17 protein-coding genes and 1 pseudogene are annotated in these 15,233 nt (G+C 61.0%); 11 read left to right on the top strand and 7 right to left on the bottom strand.

Features of this window, described 5'->3' with window-relative positions; translation table 11 throughout:
- From EPO09_RS09880 to dusB, 4 genes are all read right to left on the bottom strand, one after another.
- Nucleotides 1-907: cytochrome c peroxidase (locus tag EPO09_RS09880; RefSeq protein ID WP_290642624.1), on the bottom strand; the 907-nt coding region annotated here is incomplete at its 3' end.
- A gap of 157 nt (nt 908-1,064) precedes the next feature.
- Nucleotides 1,065-2,654, bottom strand: coding sequence for a bifunctional phosphoribosylaminoimidazolecarboxamide formyltransferase/IMP cyclohydrolase (gene purH, locus EPO09_RS09875; protein ID WP_290642622.1), 1,590 nt, complete (start codon nt 2,652-2,654; stop codon nt 1,065-1,067).
- A gap of 24 nt (nt 2,655-2,678) precedes the next feature.
- Complete coding sequence (locus tag EPO09_RS09870; RefSeq protein ID WP_290642621.1) at nt 2,679-2,915, bottom strand: Fis family transcriptional regulator; 237 nt, start codon at nt 2,913-2,915, stop codon at nt 2,679-2,681.
- Between the two features lie 9 nt (nt 2,916-2,924).
- Entirely contained in the window at nt 2,925-3,989 is a 1,065-nt protein-coding gene (dusB, locus tag EPO09_RS09865; RefSeq protein ID WP_290642625.1) for a tRNA dihydrouridine synthase DusB, read from the bottom strand.
- 312 nt (nt 3,990-4,301) lie between these two features.
- Between dusB and EPO09_RS09860 the strand changes: the two genes are divergently transcribed.
- From EPO09_RS09860 to EPO09_RS09850, 3 genes are all read left to right on the top strand, one after another.
- A complete protein-coding gene (locus EPO09_RS09860; RefSeq protein ID WP_290642620.1) occupies nt 4,302-5,162 on the top strand; it encodes an OmpW family outer membrane protein in 861 nt (286 codons plus the stop codon).
- Nucleotides 5,163-5,302: 140 nt separating this feature from the next.
- Nucleotides 5,303-6,781 carry an esterase-like activity of phytase family protein gene (locus EPO09_RS09855; protein ID WP_290642618.1) on the top strand — a complete coding sequence of 493 codons (1,479 nt, stop codon included), beginning with the start codon at nt 5,303-5,305 and terminating at the stop codon, nt 6,779-6,781.
- 30 nt (nt 6,782-6,811) lie between these two features.
- A complete protein-coding gene (locus tag EPO09_RS09850) occupies nt 6,812-7,336 on the top strand; it encodes a YqaA family protein (RefSeq protein ID WP_290642616.1) in 525 nt (174 codons plus the stop codon).
- A 264-nt stretch (nt 7,337-7,600) separates the two neighbouring features.
- Here EPO09_RS09850 and EPO09_RS09845 read toward each other — a convergent pair whose 3' ends face one another.
- A complete protein-coding gene (locus EPO09_RS09845) occupies nt 7,601-7,894 on the bottom strand; it encodes a copper-binding protein (protein WP_290642614.1) in 294 nt (97 codons plus the stop codon).
- A gap of 206 nt (nt 7,895-8,100) precedes the next feature.
- On the opposite strand from EPO09_RS09845, the gene EPO09_RS09840 reads away from it, so the two are divergent.
- From EPO09_RS09840 to EPO09_RS09815, 6 genes are all read left to right on the top strand, one after another.
- Complete coding sequence (locus EPO09_RS09840) at nt 8,101-8,748, top strand: PEP-CTERM sorting domain-containing protein (RefSeq protein ID WP_290642612.1); 648 nt, start codon at nt 8,101-8,103, stop codon at nt 8,746-8,748.
- A gap of 140 nt (nt 8,749-8,888) precedes the next feature.
- Nucleotides 8,889-9,803, top strand: coding sequence for an acetylglutamate kinase (gene argB / locus EPO09_RS09835; protein ID WP_290642610.1), 915 nt, complete (start codon nt 8,889-8,891; stop codon nt 9,801-9,803).
- Nucleotides 9,800-10,504 (top strand): pyrimidine 5'-nucleotidase, encoded by a 705-nt coding sequence (locus tag EPO09_RS09830; RefSeq protein ID WP_290642608.1) that lies wholly within the window; start codon nt 9,800-9,802, stop codon nt 10,502-10,504. The genes argB and EPO09_RS09830 overlap by 4 nt, the downstream gene beginning before the upstream one ends.
- Nucleotides 10,482-11,135, top strand: coding sequence for a nucleoid occlusion factor SlmA (gene slmA, locus EPO09_RS09825; protein ID WP_290642606.1), 654 nt, complete (start codon nt 10,482-10,484; stop codon nt 11,133-11,135). Before EPO09_RS09830 ends, slmA begins: the two co-directional genes overlap by 23 nt.
- A gap of 44 nt (nt 11,136-11,179) precedes the next feature.
- Nucleotides 11,180-12,082, top strand: coding sequence for an ATP-binding protein (locus tag EPO09_RS09820; protein WP_290642604.1), 903 nt, complete (start codon nt 11,180-11,182; stop codon nt 12,080-12,082).
- Between the two features lie 10 nt (nt 12,083-12,092).
- Nucleotides 12,093-12,590: an NUDIX domain-containing protein gene (locus EPO09_RS09815; protein WP_290642602.1), complete on the top strand. Its 498-nt coding sequence runs from the start codon at nt 12,093-12,095 to the stop codon at nt 12,588-12,590.
- Nucleotides 12,591-12,603: 13 nt separating this feature from the next.
- On the opposite strand, the gene EPO09_RS09810 is transcribed toward EPO09_RS09815, so the two are convergent.
- Entirely contained in the window at nt 12,604-12,804 is a 201-nt protein-coding gene (locus EPO09_RS09810) for a hypothetical protein (protein WP_290642600.1), read from the bottom strand.
- Nucleotides 12,805-12,991: 187 nt separating this feature from the next.
- On the opposite strand from EPO09_RS09810, the gene EPO09_RS09805 reads away from it, so the two are divergent.
- On the top strand, nt 12,992-13,870 hold the full coding sequence (locus tag EPO09_RS09805) for a crotonase/enoyl-CoA hydratase family protein (protein ID WP_290642598.1): 879 nt from the start codon (nt 12,992-12,994) through the stop codon (nt 13,868-13,870).
- Nucleotides 13,871-14,003: 133 nt separating this feature from the next.
- Here the strand turns inward: EPO09_RS09805 and EPO09_RS09800 are convergent, their stop codons facing one another.
- On the bottom strand, nt 14,004-14,339 hold the full coding sequence (locus EPO09_RS09800) for an SWIB/MDM2 domain-containing protein (RefSeq protein ID WP_035038343.1): 336 nt from the start codon (nt 14,337-14,339) through the stop codon (nt 14,004-14,006).
- A gap of 322 nt (nt 14,340-14,661) precedes the next feature.
- Between EPO09_RS09800 and EPO09_RS09795 the strand changes: the two are divergent.
- A pseudogene (locus tag EPO09_RS09795) lies at nt 14,662-15,233 on the top strand (NADH oxidase); the annotation flags it as partial.

The following is a 15,233-nucleotide window of genomic DNA, read 5'->3' as shown; positions in this document are numbered from 1 at the left end:
GTGGCACACCCAGGGCCGTGTATTCAAAGTCCGTGAAGCGCGGAAAGGGCATGGTGGGCGAGATGTCCGCCACCGGATGGCAGGAGGCGCAGTTGCCCTTGTCCTTGTTGGTGAACAGGCGCACGCCGCGTTTTTCCGATTCGCTCAGTTGCACGCGACCACGCAGATAGGCGTCGTACTTGCTGGTGAAGGGGTGGAAGTCTTCCACCGATTGTTCGAAGAACTCGATGGCGCTGGTCAGCCAGCTGATGGCGCCATCTTCGTCATCCAGGATGTGTGTGCCTGGGGCGCTCAGCAGGGCATCGAACTCCTTGGCGTAAGGGGCCTTGCGCAGCCGGGCAACCACTTCACTCAGGTCCTTGTTGGCCATTTCTTTGGGATCGAGCAATGGCATCAGGGCCTGCTCGCGGGCCGGGTTCACACGGCCGTCCCAGGTGCGGCCCCCTGCAGGGCCGGTGTCCTGCCCGTTGCCGTCGAGCAGGTCGATGTGGTGCTCGGTGAATGCAAACGGGGCGTGCAGGTAACGCAGGGCTGGCGTGTTGCGAAAGCCCGTGTCTTTCAAGGTCGGGCCACCTTTTTGTACAGACAAGGCGTTGGCAGGGCCGTAGGCGTGCGAAGGGCTGTGGCAGCTCGCGCAAGCCTGCTTGCCGGAGGCGGACAGGCCGGGGTCGAAAAAGATTTTGCGCCCCAACTCAGACAGCTTGTCTGCCGGTGGCATGTCCCCATTGGCACCGGTGCTGTAGCGACCGCTCAGCGTGGGGGGCGCTTCTTCGCCGCAGGCCAGCAGCACGCCATCGAACGAGGGGCCTTGCGCGTGCGCGGTTCGCACGGTCAGCAAACAGGTGAGCACGAAACCGAGCGCAAAAACGGTCGGGCACAGAAGGCGAGGCGGCAACTTCAACAACATACTGCTTGGGGTCGGCGATGAGGTGGCCGCAGGCTAGTCCGTTTGTATGCCATCTTTGTGACAAGTCCGTGGCCTTGCACCATGCAAAACGGCCCCGAAGGGCCGCTGCTGTGATGCTGCTTTGACGCGAAGCCCTTGCAGGTTCCGCAGCCTTGCATCAATGACGGAAGTGACGTGTGCCCGTGAACACCATGGCAATGCCACGCTCGTCAGCGGCGGCGATCACTTCGTCGTCGCGCATCGAGCCACCCGGATGGATCACGCAGGTCGCGCCTGCATCGACCACCACGTCCAGACCGTCGCGGAACGGGAAGAAGGCGTCTGACGCCACGGCCGTGCCTTGCAGGGTCAAACCAGCGTGGCCAGCCTTGATCGAGGCAATGCGGGCCGAGTCCAGGCGGCTCATCTGGCCGGCGCCTACACCCATGGTCATGCCGTCCTTGCAGAACACGATGGCGTTGCTCTTGACGAAGCGGGCCACGGTCCAGGCAAACAGCATGTCCTTGAGTTGCTGCTCGGTGGGTTGCAGCTTGGACACGACCTTGATGTCGCCCACCAGGTCAATGTTGTCAGCCGATTGCAGCAGCATGCCGCCGCCCACGCGCTTGAAGTCCAGCGCGTTGGACAGGCCGCGTGTGGCGTCCGTCAAAGGCACTTCCAGCAGGCGCACGTTCTGCTTCGAAGCGTAGGCTGCGCGGGCAGCGTCCGTGAACTTCGGTGCAATCACCACTTCCACGAACTGCTTGTTGGCGTTGATGGCCTCGATCACGTCGACGTCCACCGTGCGGTTGAAGGCCATGATGCCGCCGAAAGCCGAGGTCGGGTCGGTCTTGAGGGCCTTGGAATAGGCTTCCAGCGGGCCGGCACCAATGGCCACGCCGCAGGGGTTGGCGTGCTTGATGATCACGCAGGCGGGCACTTCAAAGGCCTTGACGCATTCCCAGGCCGCATCGGCATCAGCAATGTTGTTGAAGGACAGTTCCTTGCCTTGAATCTGCGTCCAGTTGGACAGCACGCTGACCGCAGGCGAAGCTTCGCGGTAGAAGGCTGCCGACTGGTGCGGGTTCTCGCCGTAACGCATGCCTTGCACTTTGTGCAGTTGCAGGTTGAAGACGGCGGGGTAGGCTTCCTTGGCAGGCACGGCTTCGGTCTTCAGTTCCGAGCCGGCTTCCAGGGAGGTCAGGTAGTTGGTGATCATGCCGTCGTAGGCGGCGGTGTGCGCGAACACCTTCTTGGCCAGCATGAACTTGGTCGAGCGGGTGATACCGTCAGCCTTCATTTCCGACAGCACTTGCTCGTAGTCCACCGGGTCGATGATCACGGCCACGTCCTGCCAGTTCTTGGCAGCGGCGCGCAGCATGGTGGGGCCGCCGATGTCGATGTTCTCGATGGCGTTTTCCAGTGTGCAGTCAGCCTTGGCCGTGGCTTGCGCGAAGGGGTAGAGGTTGACGACCAGCATGTCGATGGTCTCGATGCCGTGTTCCTTCAGTGCGGCCATGTGCTCGGGCAGATCGCGACGGGCCAGGATGCCGCCGTGCACGCGGGGGTGCAGGGTCTTGACGCGGCCGTCCAGCATTTCGGGGAAGCCGGTCACTTCCGACACCTCGGTCACTGGCAGACCCTTTTCGGCCAGCAGCTTGGCGGTGCCGCCAGTGGACAGCAGGCGCACGCCCTGGGCGTTCAGGGCCTGGGCAAATTCAACGATGCCGGTCTTGTCGGACACGGACAGCAAGGCGGTCAAAGCCATGGTTTTTCCTTCAGTTCAAAAATGTCACTTGATGAGCTTGTGCTCGAGCAGCTTGCGGCGCAGGGTGTTGCGGTTGATGCCCAGCCATTCGGCGGCCTTGGACTGGTTGCCGTCTGCGCGCAGCATCACCACTTCCAGCATGGGGCGCTCCACCGCGTTGACGACCATGTCGTACACGGCATTGGGTTCGGCGCCACGCAGGTCGTGGAAGTAGCCTTCCAGGTTGTCTCGGATGCAGTCTTGGATGTTCTTCTTGCTCATGATGCTTTGTCAGTTCGCAGCGCAGGAGGCGGCGCGGGCCTCCTGAGCGTCGTCTTCTTCGTCGATGGCTGGCACCGCATCCGGCAGGCGGTCGTGGTGCAGGCTGAGTTCGTCGAAAAAATGGGTCATGGCCTGGATCTGGCTGTCGATGCTGTCCAGGGTGTTCATGTGGGCACGGAAATCTTCCCCACCGGGCAGGGCGCGTACCGCCCAGCCGATGTGTTTGCGTGCCGTGCGCACGCCGGCGAATTCGCCGTACAAACCATAGTGTTCGTGCAGGTGCTCGACCAGCCACTGCTTGACCTGCATGGTCAAGGGCCGGGCGCGGTGCGTGCCAGTGGCCAGGTAGTGGGCGATGTCACCAAAGATCCAGGGGCGGCCCTGCGCGGCGCGGCCCACCATGATGGCGTCCGCACCGGTGAGTTTGAGCACCAGTTCGGCCTTCTCGGGCGAGGTGATGTCGCCATTGGCCACCACGGGCACCTTCACAGCAGCTTTGACCGCGGCAATCGTGTCGTACTCGGCATGGCCCTTGTAGCCCTGCTCGCGGGTGCGGCCATGCACGGTCAGCATGGCCACGCCGGCGCTTTCGGCCGCGCGGGCAATGCGCACGGCGTTCTTGTTTTGCTGGCTCCAGCCGGTGCGCATTTTCAAGGTCACGGGCACGTTGCGGGGCGCGCAGGCTGCCACCACGGCTTCCACGATCTCCAGCGCCAGCGCTTCATCCTGCATCAGTGCCGATCCGGCCCATTTGTTGCAAACCTTCTTGGCGGGGCAACCCATGTTGATGTCGATGATCTGGGCGCCGCGGTCGATGTTGTAGGCGGCGGCCTCGGCCATCATGGCCGCGTCCGTTCCGGCGATCTGCACCGAAATCGGGGCGATTTCACCCTCGTGATTGGCGCGGCGCGAGGTTTTCAGGCTGTTCCACAGGTCCTTGCGAGAGGTCACCATCTCGCTGACCGCATAACCTGCACCCAGTCGCTTGCACAGCATGCGAAATGGGCGGTCCGTCACGCCGGCCATGGGCGCCACGAACAGGCGATTGGGCAGCTCGATCGAGCCGACCATCAGCGTGCTGGTGGGGGAGGGCGTGGTGGACATGCGGTGGGCTGAAAGACAACGCAGCCCTGACCGGTGAGTCGATCAGGGCTGCTTAAAAAGGAGGCAGAGTATAGCCTCGCGGGAGAACCCTGTGCACCCCCTTAGATCAAATTTTGATCGGGGCGCCTTGTTCGTGTAATGCGTCACGTAGTCGCCTGCTTGGGGGGGCTTCAAAGTGCCCGGTGCGAATGTCATGCTGCATACAATTTGCAACCGTTGCAGAAGATCTGTAGCGAATGTGATCAGTCGCCCGAAACGGGCCTCCAACTCCCTCACGAAGTCATGAACATCACCCTCTCCAGCACTGGCAAGTGCGCCGCCTTGTGCGCACTCACCCTTGTTTCCGCCTCGGCACTGGCTCAGACCTATACCGTCAAGATTGGTGGTGGCTACATCGATCCTCGTGCAACCAGCAGCTCGCTGGAAGGTACTTTGCCCACCGGTTTTGCTGGTGCGCCCGTCGTTCCGCTGTCCGAGGGCAACCATCTGCAAGTGATGCCCAAGTCGACAGTGCTGTTCAGCGTCGAGCGCTCGATTGACGATCACTGGGGTGCAGAGCTCGTGCTGGGCTTCCCTCCTACGCACGATGTGAAATTGCGTGTCAGCGACGCGATCAAGGCTGGTGCGGCCACCGCTGCGCAAATCAAGGCCGGTTTGGGCGCCGATGCGTTCACCAATCCCGCCAAAACTTCTGCTGCGATCACAGCCGCAGGCGGGGCGACGAACTACGTGAAACTGCGCGTGGCTGACAACGTCAACCAATATGACGACGTGACCGTGGCCCGCGTGAAGCAGACGGCACCAACACTGTTCCTGAACTACAAGTTCCTGGACGCGACTTCTGCTTTGCGTCCTTATATCGGCGTGGGTGTCAATTACACCAACTTCAAAGTCACCTCGACTGAAGCCGGTAACAACCTCTATGGCGATGGCCCTGTGCGCATCAGCTCCACCGATTCCATTGGCCTGGCCTTCCAGATGGGCGCCAACTACAAGTTCGACAAGAACTGGCTGGTCAGCGCAAGCTGGGCCACAGCCGGCGTGAAGAACAATGTGACCATCCGCACCAACTTGAGCGAACAGACGCTGTCCTATCGCTTCCACCCCTCCGTGTTCTCGCTGATGGTGGGCTACCAGTACTGATTGATCAGTCGTCGATGACACAAAAGGCCGGGCGTTGCGCCGGCCTTTTTTCTTTCACGGGTGTGTCAAGGGCTTGTCACGGAGCCTGGGCATGCTGCCGCCCTGTCTGATGTCCATGACTTCCTGCAGGAGATGTACCCGTGAGCTTGACCCTTCGCCCCTTGGCTGCCCGACTCGCTGGCGCCTTTCTGATGATGTCTGCCATGGGTTCCGCCCATGCCGCGTTTGAGTTGATCGGTATCGGCACGCTTTCCGGTTCATCCGATCTGTCCGGCCTGACCGACACGCTGGAAAACGGCAATGCGGCCAACATCCTGGGCGGCATGGGCTCTGGCCTTGCCTGGGCTGGCGGCAGCACCTTCCTGGCCTTGCCTGATCGTGGCCCCAACGCCGTGTCCTACACAGGCGGTGCGGCTGTAGACAACACCACGTCCTACATTGCTCGCTTCAACACCGTCAACGTGAGCATGGTGGCCTCGCCATCTGCGGTTCCTGCTGGCACCTTGCCTTATACGGTCACGCCCACGCTGCAAAGCACGACCTTGCTGTGGAGCAGCACACCGCTGACCTATGGCACCACAGCAGGCCTGCCCAGCGCTGTGCCCTCGCAGAACACGGTTGGCAAGTACTACTTCACTGGCCGTTCGGACGGCTTTGCTGCAGGCGTGTCAAGCAACCCGAACAATGCCCGCCTGGATCCTGAATCCATTCGCGTTTCCAAGGATGGCAAGAGCGTGTTCGTGTCGGATGAATACGGCCCCTACATCTATCAGTTCGACCGCGCAACTGGCGAGCGCACGCGTGCCTTCACCTTGCCTGGCAACCTGGCGGTCGCCAACCAGAGCGCCATCGGCAACAACGAAATCAGCGGCAACACCTCAGGGCGTGTCGCCAACAAGGGCATGGAGGGCCTGGCCATCAGTCCTGACGGTACCAAGCTCTACGGCATCATGCAAAGTTCACTGCTGCAAGATGGTGGCGATACCTCGGCCGGCAAGACCAACCGCATCGTCGAGATCGACATCGCTAGCGGCAAGACCAAGGAGTACGCCGTCAGCAACCTGATCGGCACCAAGAGCTACAACAACAGCGAACTGGTCGCCATCAACGACCACACGCTCGCCTTTCTGCCGCGTGACGGCAAGGGCCAGGGTGACGGCACTGCCGCCGTGGTCAAGCAGATCTGGTCAATCGACCTGACAGGCGCGACCGACGTGAGCAATCTCAGTGGCGATGCTGCTCTGCAAGGCGCGCTGGTGCCCAAGGCGCAAATGGTGAATCTGGTGGCCTTGCTCAAAGGCGCAGGCTTTGCCGACACGCAGATCCCGGCCAAGCTGGAAGGCATGACATTCGGCGCGGACATCCAGGGCAGCGACGGCACCTGGTACCACACCATGCTGGTGGGCAATGACAATGACTTCATCAGCGGCGTGGCCGGTGACAATAAGTTCTATGTCTTGCGCTTCACTGATGCCGACTTGCTGAGCAAGGGCATCACCGGTGGTTTGCAGGCGCAATCGATTGCCGCCGTGCCGGAGCCCGAGAGCCTGGCGCTGGCCTTGACCGCACTGGGGGCCATCGGCCTGGTGACCCGTCGCCGTCGTCACCTGGCTGACTGAAGCCTTTGAAACCCCCGCACAATGCGTCTCATGGAAGACGCGTTGATGGCGGGGGTAGCCGCCGTATTGCATTACTTGTCCATGCCCGAAATCGGGCTGGGCGCGGTGTTCGTGATTGCCTTTGTGTCGGCCACCTTGTTGCCGATGGGCTCTGAGCCCGCCGTATTCGGCCTGGTCAAGCTACAGCCGGATATCTTCTGGCCCGCCGTGCTGGTGGCCACAGTAGGCAACACCCTCGGCGGCGCCTTGACCTGGTGGATGGGGCTGGCGGCCAGACAGGCGGCAGACAAAGTCCGCCATGTGGATGATCACGCTGCGTCGGGCGAGGCCTTGCTGCCCGGGCACGACAAGCCCGCCGATCACCGTGCCTTGCGGTGGCTGCAGCGCTATGGCGCGCCCGCTTGCCTGCTGTCCTGGCTACCTGTTGTGGGGGATCCGCTTTGCGCGGTGGCAGGTTGGCTCAAATTGCCGTTCTGGCCATGCCTGTTGTTCATGGCCATCGGCAAGCTGGCGCGGTACGTGACCATGACCGCATTCCTGATTCATGTGACCTGATTTCACCAGGCGCAAGTCCATGCGGTCACATGAACATGGGATTTCATCTTGTAACCATTTCAGGTGCACTTCTGCGTACTTTGTCATGGTCTGACACTAGACTTGATTCAACTGCACAGCACTCATCAACAAGGCGCCACCGAGCGTCGATCAAAAAGTGCAGACCACAACGCTGTCTACAAAGAATCAGGTCCAGGGAGGACTAATGCAGCGAATAAGGCCCTGTTGGTCGCCAGCAGGGCCTTTTTCTTTTTCGAGCGCAGATTACTTGCGCACCTCAATCGCTGTCACGGTGAACTGGCCACCAATCTTGTCGGCTGAAAAGCGCACCTTGTCATGCACTTGCAGTGTCTTGAGCCAGTTCGCGTCGCTCACACGAAACGACATCTGCATGGCCGGGATGTCCAGGTTCTTGATCTCACCATGCTTGAGGGTGATCTTGCCTGCGTCCTGGTCGATGCGGATCACTTCGCCGTCAACGGGTTGAGCCCAGGCTGCAAAGGCCACACCCATGCCGAGGAAGAATCCACCGAGGGTGCGGGCGATATGGCGTTTCACTTCTTGCTCCTTGTCGGGCGATGGCCCTGTGTGCATTAAACGGGTGAATGGGCTTCATCGTTGACGCCTTGAGGATACCCCCTCAATCGATGGGTTTTCATTTGCTTACAGCGACTTGAGCCCTCGTTCTCCTAATATGGCGCAGATCGCTTTGGCGACATCAAATTTCAATTGACGCAATACATGCGCCATTCTGGGAGTTACAAATGAACAAATCCATTTTCCGTGCGCTCAGTTCCGTCGTTGTGGCTGCCAGCCTGGTTGCAGCTTCGTCGGTGGCTGTGGCTGCCACGAAGGCCGATGTGGCCTTCTCGTCTGATCTGATCACCTCGTTCAACATGTTCAGCGTGACGTTCAGCGCCGCTGGTTCGGGCACCTACGCCAACAACACGTTCAGCAGTGCTGCAGCCGATGTGGCCGCAGGCGCAACGCAACTGGTCTGGGATCCCGCTTCGGCCTTGACGCTGTCCATCGCCGGCAACGGCTCGATGACGTTCGACGGTCTGGTGTACGACAGCACCAAGTCGGCCGTGATCGGTGACATCCATTTCGTCAACGGTGCGACGAAGTTTGACTTTGCCGATCTGCCTATCTTCTCGGTCGGCCCTTTGACGCCTGCTTTCGCCACCCTGACGACCGGTGGTTCCGTCTCGGGTGACTTCGCCTTGAGCGCAGCCGGCCTGGGCGTCGTAGCCAAGACCGTCGGTATCACGGTGCCGATTCCTACGGCGAACGTGGGCAAGCTGACCATGACTTCTACACCCGCTGTGCCTGAGCCTTCCACAGCTGTGCTGGGCTTCCTGGGTCTGGCTGGTGTGGTCACCAGCGTGGCTCGCCGCCGCCGCCAGGGCTGATTGCGCTCGCTGCGCGCCTGCCAGCAGGTGTGAAAGCGATCAACGCCACATGCAGGACTGCAGTTCCGCATGTGGCGTTTTGCATTGTCTGCCCCGATGGCTCTTAAAATGCCGCTTCCGTCTTTCGTTACGAGTTGTCCATGACCGCCTCCCACCAACCGCAATCTGACTCTGTTGCCAACATCGCTCCTCGTGACAAGGCCGAAATCCTGGCCCAGGCGCTGCCTTACATCCGCAAGTTCCACGGCAAGACCATCGTGATCAAGTACGGCGGCAACGCCATGACCGATCCCGAACTGCAGGCTGACTTCGCCGAAGACGTGGTGCTGCTCAAGCTGGTGGGCTTGAACCCGGTCGTGGTGCACGGTGGCGGCCCCCAGATCGACTCGGCGCTCAACAAGATCGGCAAGAAGGGCCAGTTCATTCAGGGCATGCGCGTGACCGACGAAGAAACCATGGAAGTGGTGGAGTGGGTGCTGGCCGGTGAAGTGCAGCAGGACATCGTGGGCTTGATCAATGCTGCCGGCGGCAAGGCCGTGGGCCTGACTGGCCGCGACGGTGGCCTGATCCGTGCCCGCAAGCTCAAGCTGCTGGATCTTGAAGATCCGACCAAGGTGCACGATGTGGGCCAGGTCGGCGAGATCGAGTCGATTGACCCCAGCGTGGTCAAAGCCCTGCAGGACGACCAGTTCATCCCCGTCATCAGCCCCATCGGCTTTGGCGTGAAGAACGAGAGCTACAACATCAACGCCGACCTGGTGGCCTCCAAGCTGGCTCAGGTGCTCAAGGCCGAGAAGCTGATGCTGCTGACGAACATCAAGGGCGTGCTCAACAAGCAAGGCGACTTGCTGACCGACCTGACCGCGCGTGACATCGACGACCTGATCGCTGATGGCACCATCAGCGGCGGCATGATCCCCAAGATCGAAGGCGCCATCGATGCGGCCAAGAGCGGCGTGCATGCCGTGCACATCGTCGATGGCCGTGTGCCTCACGCCATGCTGTTGGAGATTCTGACGGAATCTGCCTACGGCACCATGATTCGCTCGCATTGAAACCCATCTGGTTGTTTGACCTCGACAACACGCTGCACGACGCCAGTCGTGCCGTGTTCTGGCGCCTCAATGGCTCGATGACCGACTACATCGAGCAGCATCTGGGCATGCCGCGCGCCGAGGCAGATCAACTGCGGATTCACTACTGGCGCCGTTATGGCGCCACCTTGTTGGGTCTGGAGCGTCACCATGGCATTCGCGCCTCGCACTTTCTGGCGCAAACGCATGTGCTGCCTGGTTTGGAGGCGCAACTGCACATGCCGCCCGCCGATCGCGAGGCGCTCAAACGCCTGCCGGGCCGCAAGTTCCTGCTCACCAATGCACCCGCCGAGTACGCCAAGCGCGTGCTGACGGCGCTGGACATGGCATCTGTGTTCGAGGGTGTCATCGCCATCGAAGGGATGCGCGTGTTCGGCGATCTGCGCCCCAAACCGGACGCGCGCATGCTGCGCGTCGTGATGGCGCGCCACAAACTGCCGCCGTCTCGCTGCATCCTGGTGGAAGACACGGTGGCCAACCTCAAGGGCGCCCGCAAGGCCGGTTTGCGTACGGTGTGGATGCAACACTATTTGCGTCATAACCAACACGGACCCGAAGTGGGCATTCGCTTGCATGGCCGCCCAGCAGGCGTGTGTGTCAGAATCAAAAAACTCAGGGCACTGCACGCTGGGAGATGGCATGACACAAGAGGGGCTGACTGAAGCAAGTCAGGTTGCATCAGCCGATGCGGCCGCCGCCGTGGCGCCTGTGCGCAAGCGGCCCAAGCCAGGTGAGCGCCGCGTGCAGATTCTCCAGGCCTTGGCCACCATGCTGGAGCAACCGGGCGCCGATCGCATCACGACCGCCGCGCTTGCCGCGCATTTGCAAGTCAGTGAAGCCGCGCTGTATCGGCACTTCGCCAGCAAGGCTCAGATGTTCGAGGGCCTGATCGAGTTCATCGAGCAATCTTTGTTCACGCTGGCCAATCAGGTCATGGAGCGTGAGGCCGACCCCGCTGTGCAGATCCAGCGTATCCTGGCCATGGCCTTGCAGTTCGCCGAGAAGAACCCGGGCATGACACGCGTTTTGGTGGGCGACGCCCTGGTGTTCGAACACGAGCGCTTGTCTGCCCGCATGAACCAGTGCCTCGATCGCCTGGAGTCTTTGCTGCGCCAGGCGTACAAGGCCTTGGCCGATGCGCGTGGGTCGTTGCAGCCAACGGTGGATGCGCAGGCTGGCGCCTCGCTGGCCATCAGCTTTGTGCTGGGGCGTTGGCATCGTTTCGCACGCAGTGGCTTCAAACGCATGCCGACCGAGCACTTGCCTGCTTGTGTGCAGACCTTGCTGAAGTAAGGCCGGGCATGCGCCTGGATGTGGCCAGGCCCTAAACTTCGGGCATGAGCACGCCCGATGTCACCAACCTGATCACCCGCGCCGAGATGCTGGTCAAGCGTCTTGATGCACTCCTGCCATCCCCGCACCATGCGCCCGTTACCGAGCCGGACTGGTCGCTGTCCGTCGCGTTTCGCTATCGCAAGCGCAGTTCGACGGCCTGGGCCACGGGCTGGCTGGAGCCCGTACGCCATGTGGCTGTCATCCGCTATGAAGACCTGAAAGAGGTCGACACGCAAAAGGGGCGCTTTGCGCGCAACCTGGCGCAGTTCGTCTCAGGCAAGCCGGCCAACAATGTGCTGCTGTCTGGTGCGCGCGGCACGGGCAAGTCATCGCTGGTCAAGGCAGGCTTGCAAGCACACGCGGCGCAAGGCTTGCGCCTCATCGAGGTGGACAAGGCCGACATGATCGACCTGCCAGATCTGATCGAGATGGTCAGCGGGCGCCCCGAGCGCTTCATCATCTTCTGTGATGACCTGAGCTTTGACGATGGCGAGCCTGGCTACAAGGCGCTCAAGTCCATCCTGGATGGCACCGTGTCAGCCAGCGGCGACAACGTGATGATCATTGCCACGTCCAATCGCCGGCATCTGTTGCCCGAGTACCAGTCGGACAACAAGACCTACAAGCACACCGCTGATGGCGAACTGCATCCGGGTGAGGCGGTGGAAGAGAAGATCTCGCTGTCTGAGCGTTTCGGGCTGTGGATCAGCTTCTATCCGTTCACGCAGGACGAATACCTGGCCATCGTGGCGCAGTGGCTGCAGCACTTCGGTGTGCCCGCATCGGCCATGGAGGCGGCCAGGCCTGAAGCCCTGGTCTGGGCCATCGAGCGTGGTTCGCGTTCAGGCCGTGTGGCCTATCAATTCGCGCGCGACTTTGCAGGTCGCGATCACACTGGCGCTTGATGGCATCAACATGGCTGAACAACAGAACGAACGCAAGTCCTACCACGTGATGGACGCAACCGACCGCACGCCGGTTGAAGTCGCGGTGGGCGTGCTCATCGAGCGTGATGCGCAGGGCCGGGAGGGGCGCTTCCTGTTGACGTCTCGCCCCGAAGGCAAGGTGTATGCGGGCTATTGGGAGTTCCCGGGCGGCAAGCTGGAGGCCGGTGAAACGGTCGAGCAGGCCTTGCGCCGCGAGCTGCATGAAGAAATCGGCATCACCATCGGCGAGGCCCATCCCTGGCAGGTCGAAATCATGGACTACCCACACGCCCGCGTGCGCCTGCATTTCTGCAAGGTCTACCAGTGGGAGGGCGAGTTCGAGATGCGCGAAGGCCAGCATATGGCCTGGCAGAGCTTGCCCGTTGAAGTGGTGCCGGTATTGCCCGGCACCATTCCCGTCTTGCAATGGCTGGCTTCAGAGCGCAGCCATGCAGGCCTGACGCATCAGGACGTGCAGGCCACCTGAGCCTTATTTAGCCTTATTGAGACGCGGCGCTGGCAGCTTCGGATGCGGCTGCTGGCACTGATGCCGGTGCAGAAGCGGGCGCCACTTCAGCGGCAGGCTCGCTCGTTTCAACGCCATGCTTTTCGCCGCTCATGTCGACGTTGGCGCCACCCTTCATCAACAGGAACACGGCGAGCGCGGCAAAGATGGCAAAACCCACGAGCAACTTCCACATGCTTGATCTCCTTGTGAGGATCTGGTCGCTGACGATTTCAGCGCGACGCATTCTGCGCCCTGAGTGTCGCGGATCGTGGTGGTGGATTCCCCCGCCTGCCAAATTCGTGCATCCTTGGCGCAGCCCGCATGCGTTATCCTGCCCCGCGTGAACTGATCAACACAACAGACCGAGAGAGACTTCAAGCATGAGCTACAACACCCTGAGCTATGCCGTTGGTGACGACGGCGTGCTGCTGCTGACCCTCAACCGCCCCGAGCAACTCAACTCGTTCACGGTCGAGATGGCCAATGAACTGGTGCACGCTTTCAACAGGGCCAGTGATGACGACAGCGTGCGCGCCATCGTGGTGACTGGCGCGGGCAAGGCCTTCTGTGCCGGCATGGATCTGAGTGTGCCGGGCAATGTGTTCGGTCTGGACGAGACCCAGCAGCCTACCGTGCAAGACATGCACGAGCGCCTGGATGATCCGGCCATCTTCAATGGTGTGCGCGACACCGGTGGCCGCGTGGTGCTGTCCATCTTCAATTGCAAGAAGCCTGTGATCGGTGCGATCAATGGTGCAGCCGTGGGCATTGGCGCCACGATGACCTTGCCCATGGACATCCGCATCGCCTCCGAGAAGGCTCGCATCGGCTTTGTGTTCGGTCGCATCGGCATCGTGCCGGAAGCCTGTTCCAGCTGGTTCCTGCCGCGCATCGTCGGCATCTCGCAAGCGCTGGAGTGGACGTACATGGCCGACATCTTTGATGGCCATGAAGCGCAACGAGGTGGCCTGGTCAAGGCTGTGGTGCCGCCCGAGCAACTGCTGGAAGAGGCCATGAAGATCGCGCGCCGCATCGCGACCGAGCGCTCGGCTGTGGGCATTGCGCTGACGCGCCAGATGATGTACCGCAACTCGGCGCAGCCGCATCCGATGGCCGCACACCAGGTGGATTCGCTGGCCATGTTCTACACGAGCATTGGCGATGGCAAGGAAGGCGTCTCAGCCTTCCTGGAAAAGCGCCCAGCCCAGTTCACGAGCAAGACGTCGGAGATGCCCTCGTTCTACCCCTGGTGGGAATGAGGTAGTCGCGCAAGATTCGTGCGATGACGCAGCAATGAAAAAAGCCCGGCAGTGCCGGGCTTTGCGCATGAAGCGTGCTGTTTGGTCTGCCGCATCGTCCTCGTCAGGATGATGCGGCCAGAGCCCGCCTGTATCAGGACAGTTGGTCGCTGATCAGCTTGGTCAACTCGAACATCGTGACCTGGGGCTTCTTGAAGATGACCTTCAGCTTGTCATCTGCATTGATGTTGCGCTTGTTGGCGGCATCTTGCAGGTTGTGCTTCTTGATGTATTCCCACACCTTCTTGGTGACTTCCGTGCGTGGCAGTGGAGCTGCGCCGATGACGGCAGCCAATGCGGCGCTAGGGGTCAGAGGTTTCAGGAAAGCGGCGTTAGGGGCGCGCTTGACAGCGGCCTTCTTGGCAGCAGGTGCTGCAGCTTTCTTGGCGGGAGCGGCCTTTTTGGCCGGGGCTTTCTTCGCAGTTGCCATGTGAATTCACTCCATCAAAGGTCAGATCTGATGCGGCCTTGGGCATCTGCTGTATGCGCAGACGTTCCTCTAAGGCGTTGCGTTGCGATGGTAATGCGCTTTACCAGGGAAAAATAGCCTCTACCCCCCTTTGTGGCCCTCGAACATCAAGATTTTTTGCGCTGAAGCAGGTCGCGCCCTGTATTGGCGCGGGTTTGCTGGCGACTCATGGGTCATTTGGACGTTGTGGCGCGCTTCCTGCCCACGTGTCGCCATCCGCCGCTGCAGACTTTTTGCATTTGGTGTTCAATGCAGGTTTTTCGCCGATTCGATGGAGTATGTGATGACGCCTCAGGCAGTGCTGACTCAACCGTTTACCTTGCCAAGTGGTCAAGTGATCAAGAACCGCTTGTTCAAATCAGCCATGAGCGAGGCCTTGAGCGATCGGTCTGGCCAAGCCAACGCCGAGTTGGCTCGTTTGTATGGCGCATGGGCGGATGGCGGCATCGGTTTGTGCATCACAGGCAATGTGATGATCGACAAGCGTGCATTGGGCGAGCCCGGCAATGTGATCATCGAAGATGAATCGCAACTGCCCGCCTTGAAGGCCTGGGCGCAAGCTGCCACGCGCAATCGTACGCAATGCTGGGTGCAGCTCAATCATCCGGGCAAACAATCGCCCAAAGGTTTGAACAAGGAAACGGTGTCGCCCTCAGCGGTGCCATTCCGCCCGGACATGAAGTTGATGTTCGCCACACCACGTGAACTGACCGATGCCGAGATCCGTGGCCTGATCCAACGTTTTGCAACGGCGGCGGCTGTCGTCAAGAAGGCTGGTTTTACCGGTGTGCAGATCCACGGCGCGCACGGTTATCTGGTCAGCCAGTTCCTGTCGCCGCATCACAATCGCCGTAC

It is taken from the genome of Aquabacterium sp. (assembly GCF_004297345.1).
In the GTDB taxonomy this organism is placed as follows: domain Bacteria; phylum Pseudomonadota; class Gammaproteobacteria; order Burkholderiales; family Burkholderiaceae_C; genus Aquabacterium.
The sequence above is the reverse complement of the archived record's forward strand: the minus strand, read 5'-3'. Positions and strand labels throughout refer to the sequence as shown.

Excerpts from the sequence above, each read along its gene's own strand:
- purH (WP_290642622.1), bottom strand. The coding sequence starts at position 2,654 with ATGGCTTTGACCGCCTTGCTGTCCGTGTCCGACAAGACCGGCATCGTT.
- EPO09_RS09870 (WP_290642621.1), bottom strand. The coding sequence starts at position 2,915 with ATGAGCAAGAAGAACATCCAAGACTGCATCCGAGACAACCTGGAAGGC.
- EPO09_RS09860 (WP_290642620.1), top strand. The coding sequence starts at position 4,302 with ATGAACATCACCCTCTCCAGCACTGGCAAGTGCGCCGCCTTGTGCGCA.
- EPO09_RS09850 (WP_290642616.1), top strand. The coding sequence starts at position 6,812 with ATGGAAGACGCGTTGATGGCGGGGGTAGCCGCCGTATTGCATTACTTG.
- EPO09_RS09840 (WP_290642612.1), top strand. The coding sequence starts at position 8,101 with ATGAACAAATCCATTTTCCGTGCGCTCAGTTCCGTCGTTGTGGCTGCC.
- argB (WP_290642610.1), top strand. The coding sequence starts at position 8,889 with ATGACCGCCTCCCACCAACCGCAATCTGACTCTGTTGCCAACATCGCT.
- slmA (WP_290642606.1), top strand. The coding sequence starts at position 10,482 with ATGACACAAGAGGGGCTGACTGAAGCAAGTCAGGTTGCATCAGCCGAT.
- EPO09_RS09820 (WP_290642604.1), top strand. The coding sequence starts at position 11,180 with ATGAGCACGCCCGATGTCACCAACCTGATCACCCGCGCCGAGATGCTG.
- EPO09_RS09815 (WP_290642602.1), top strand. The coding sequence starts at position 12,093 with ATGGCTGAACAACAGAACGAACGCAAGTCCTACCACGTGATGGACGCA.
- EPO09_RS09810 (WP_290642600.1), bottom strand. The coding sequence starts at position 12,804 with ATGTGGAAGTTGCTCGTGGGTTTTGCCATCTTTGCCGCGCTCGCCGTG.
- EPO09_RS09805 (WP_290642598.1), top strand. The coding sequence starts at position 12,992 with ATGAGCTACAACACCCTGAGCTATGCCGTTGGTGACGACGGCGTGCTG.
- EPO09_RS09800 (WP_035038343.1), bottom strand. The coding sequence starts at position 14,339 with ATGGCAACTGCGAAGAAAGCCCCGGCCAAAAAGGCCGCTCCCGCCAAG.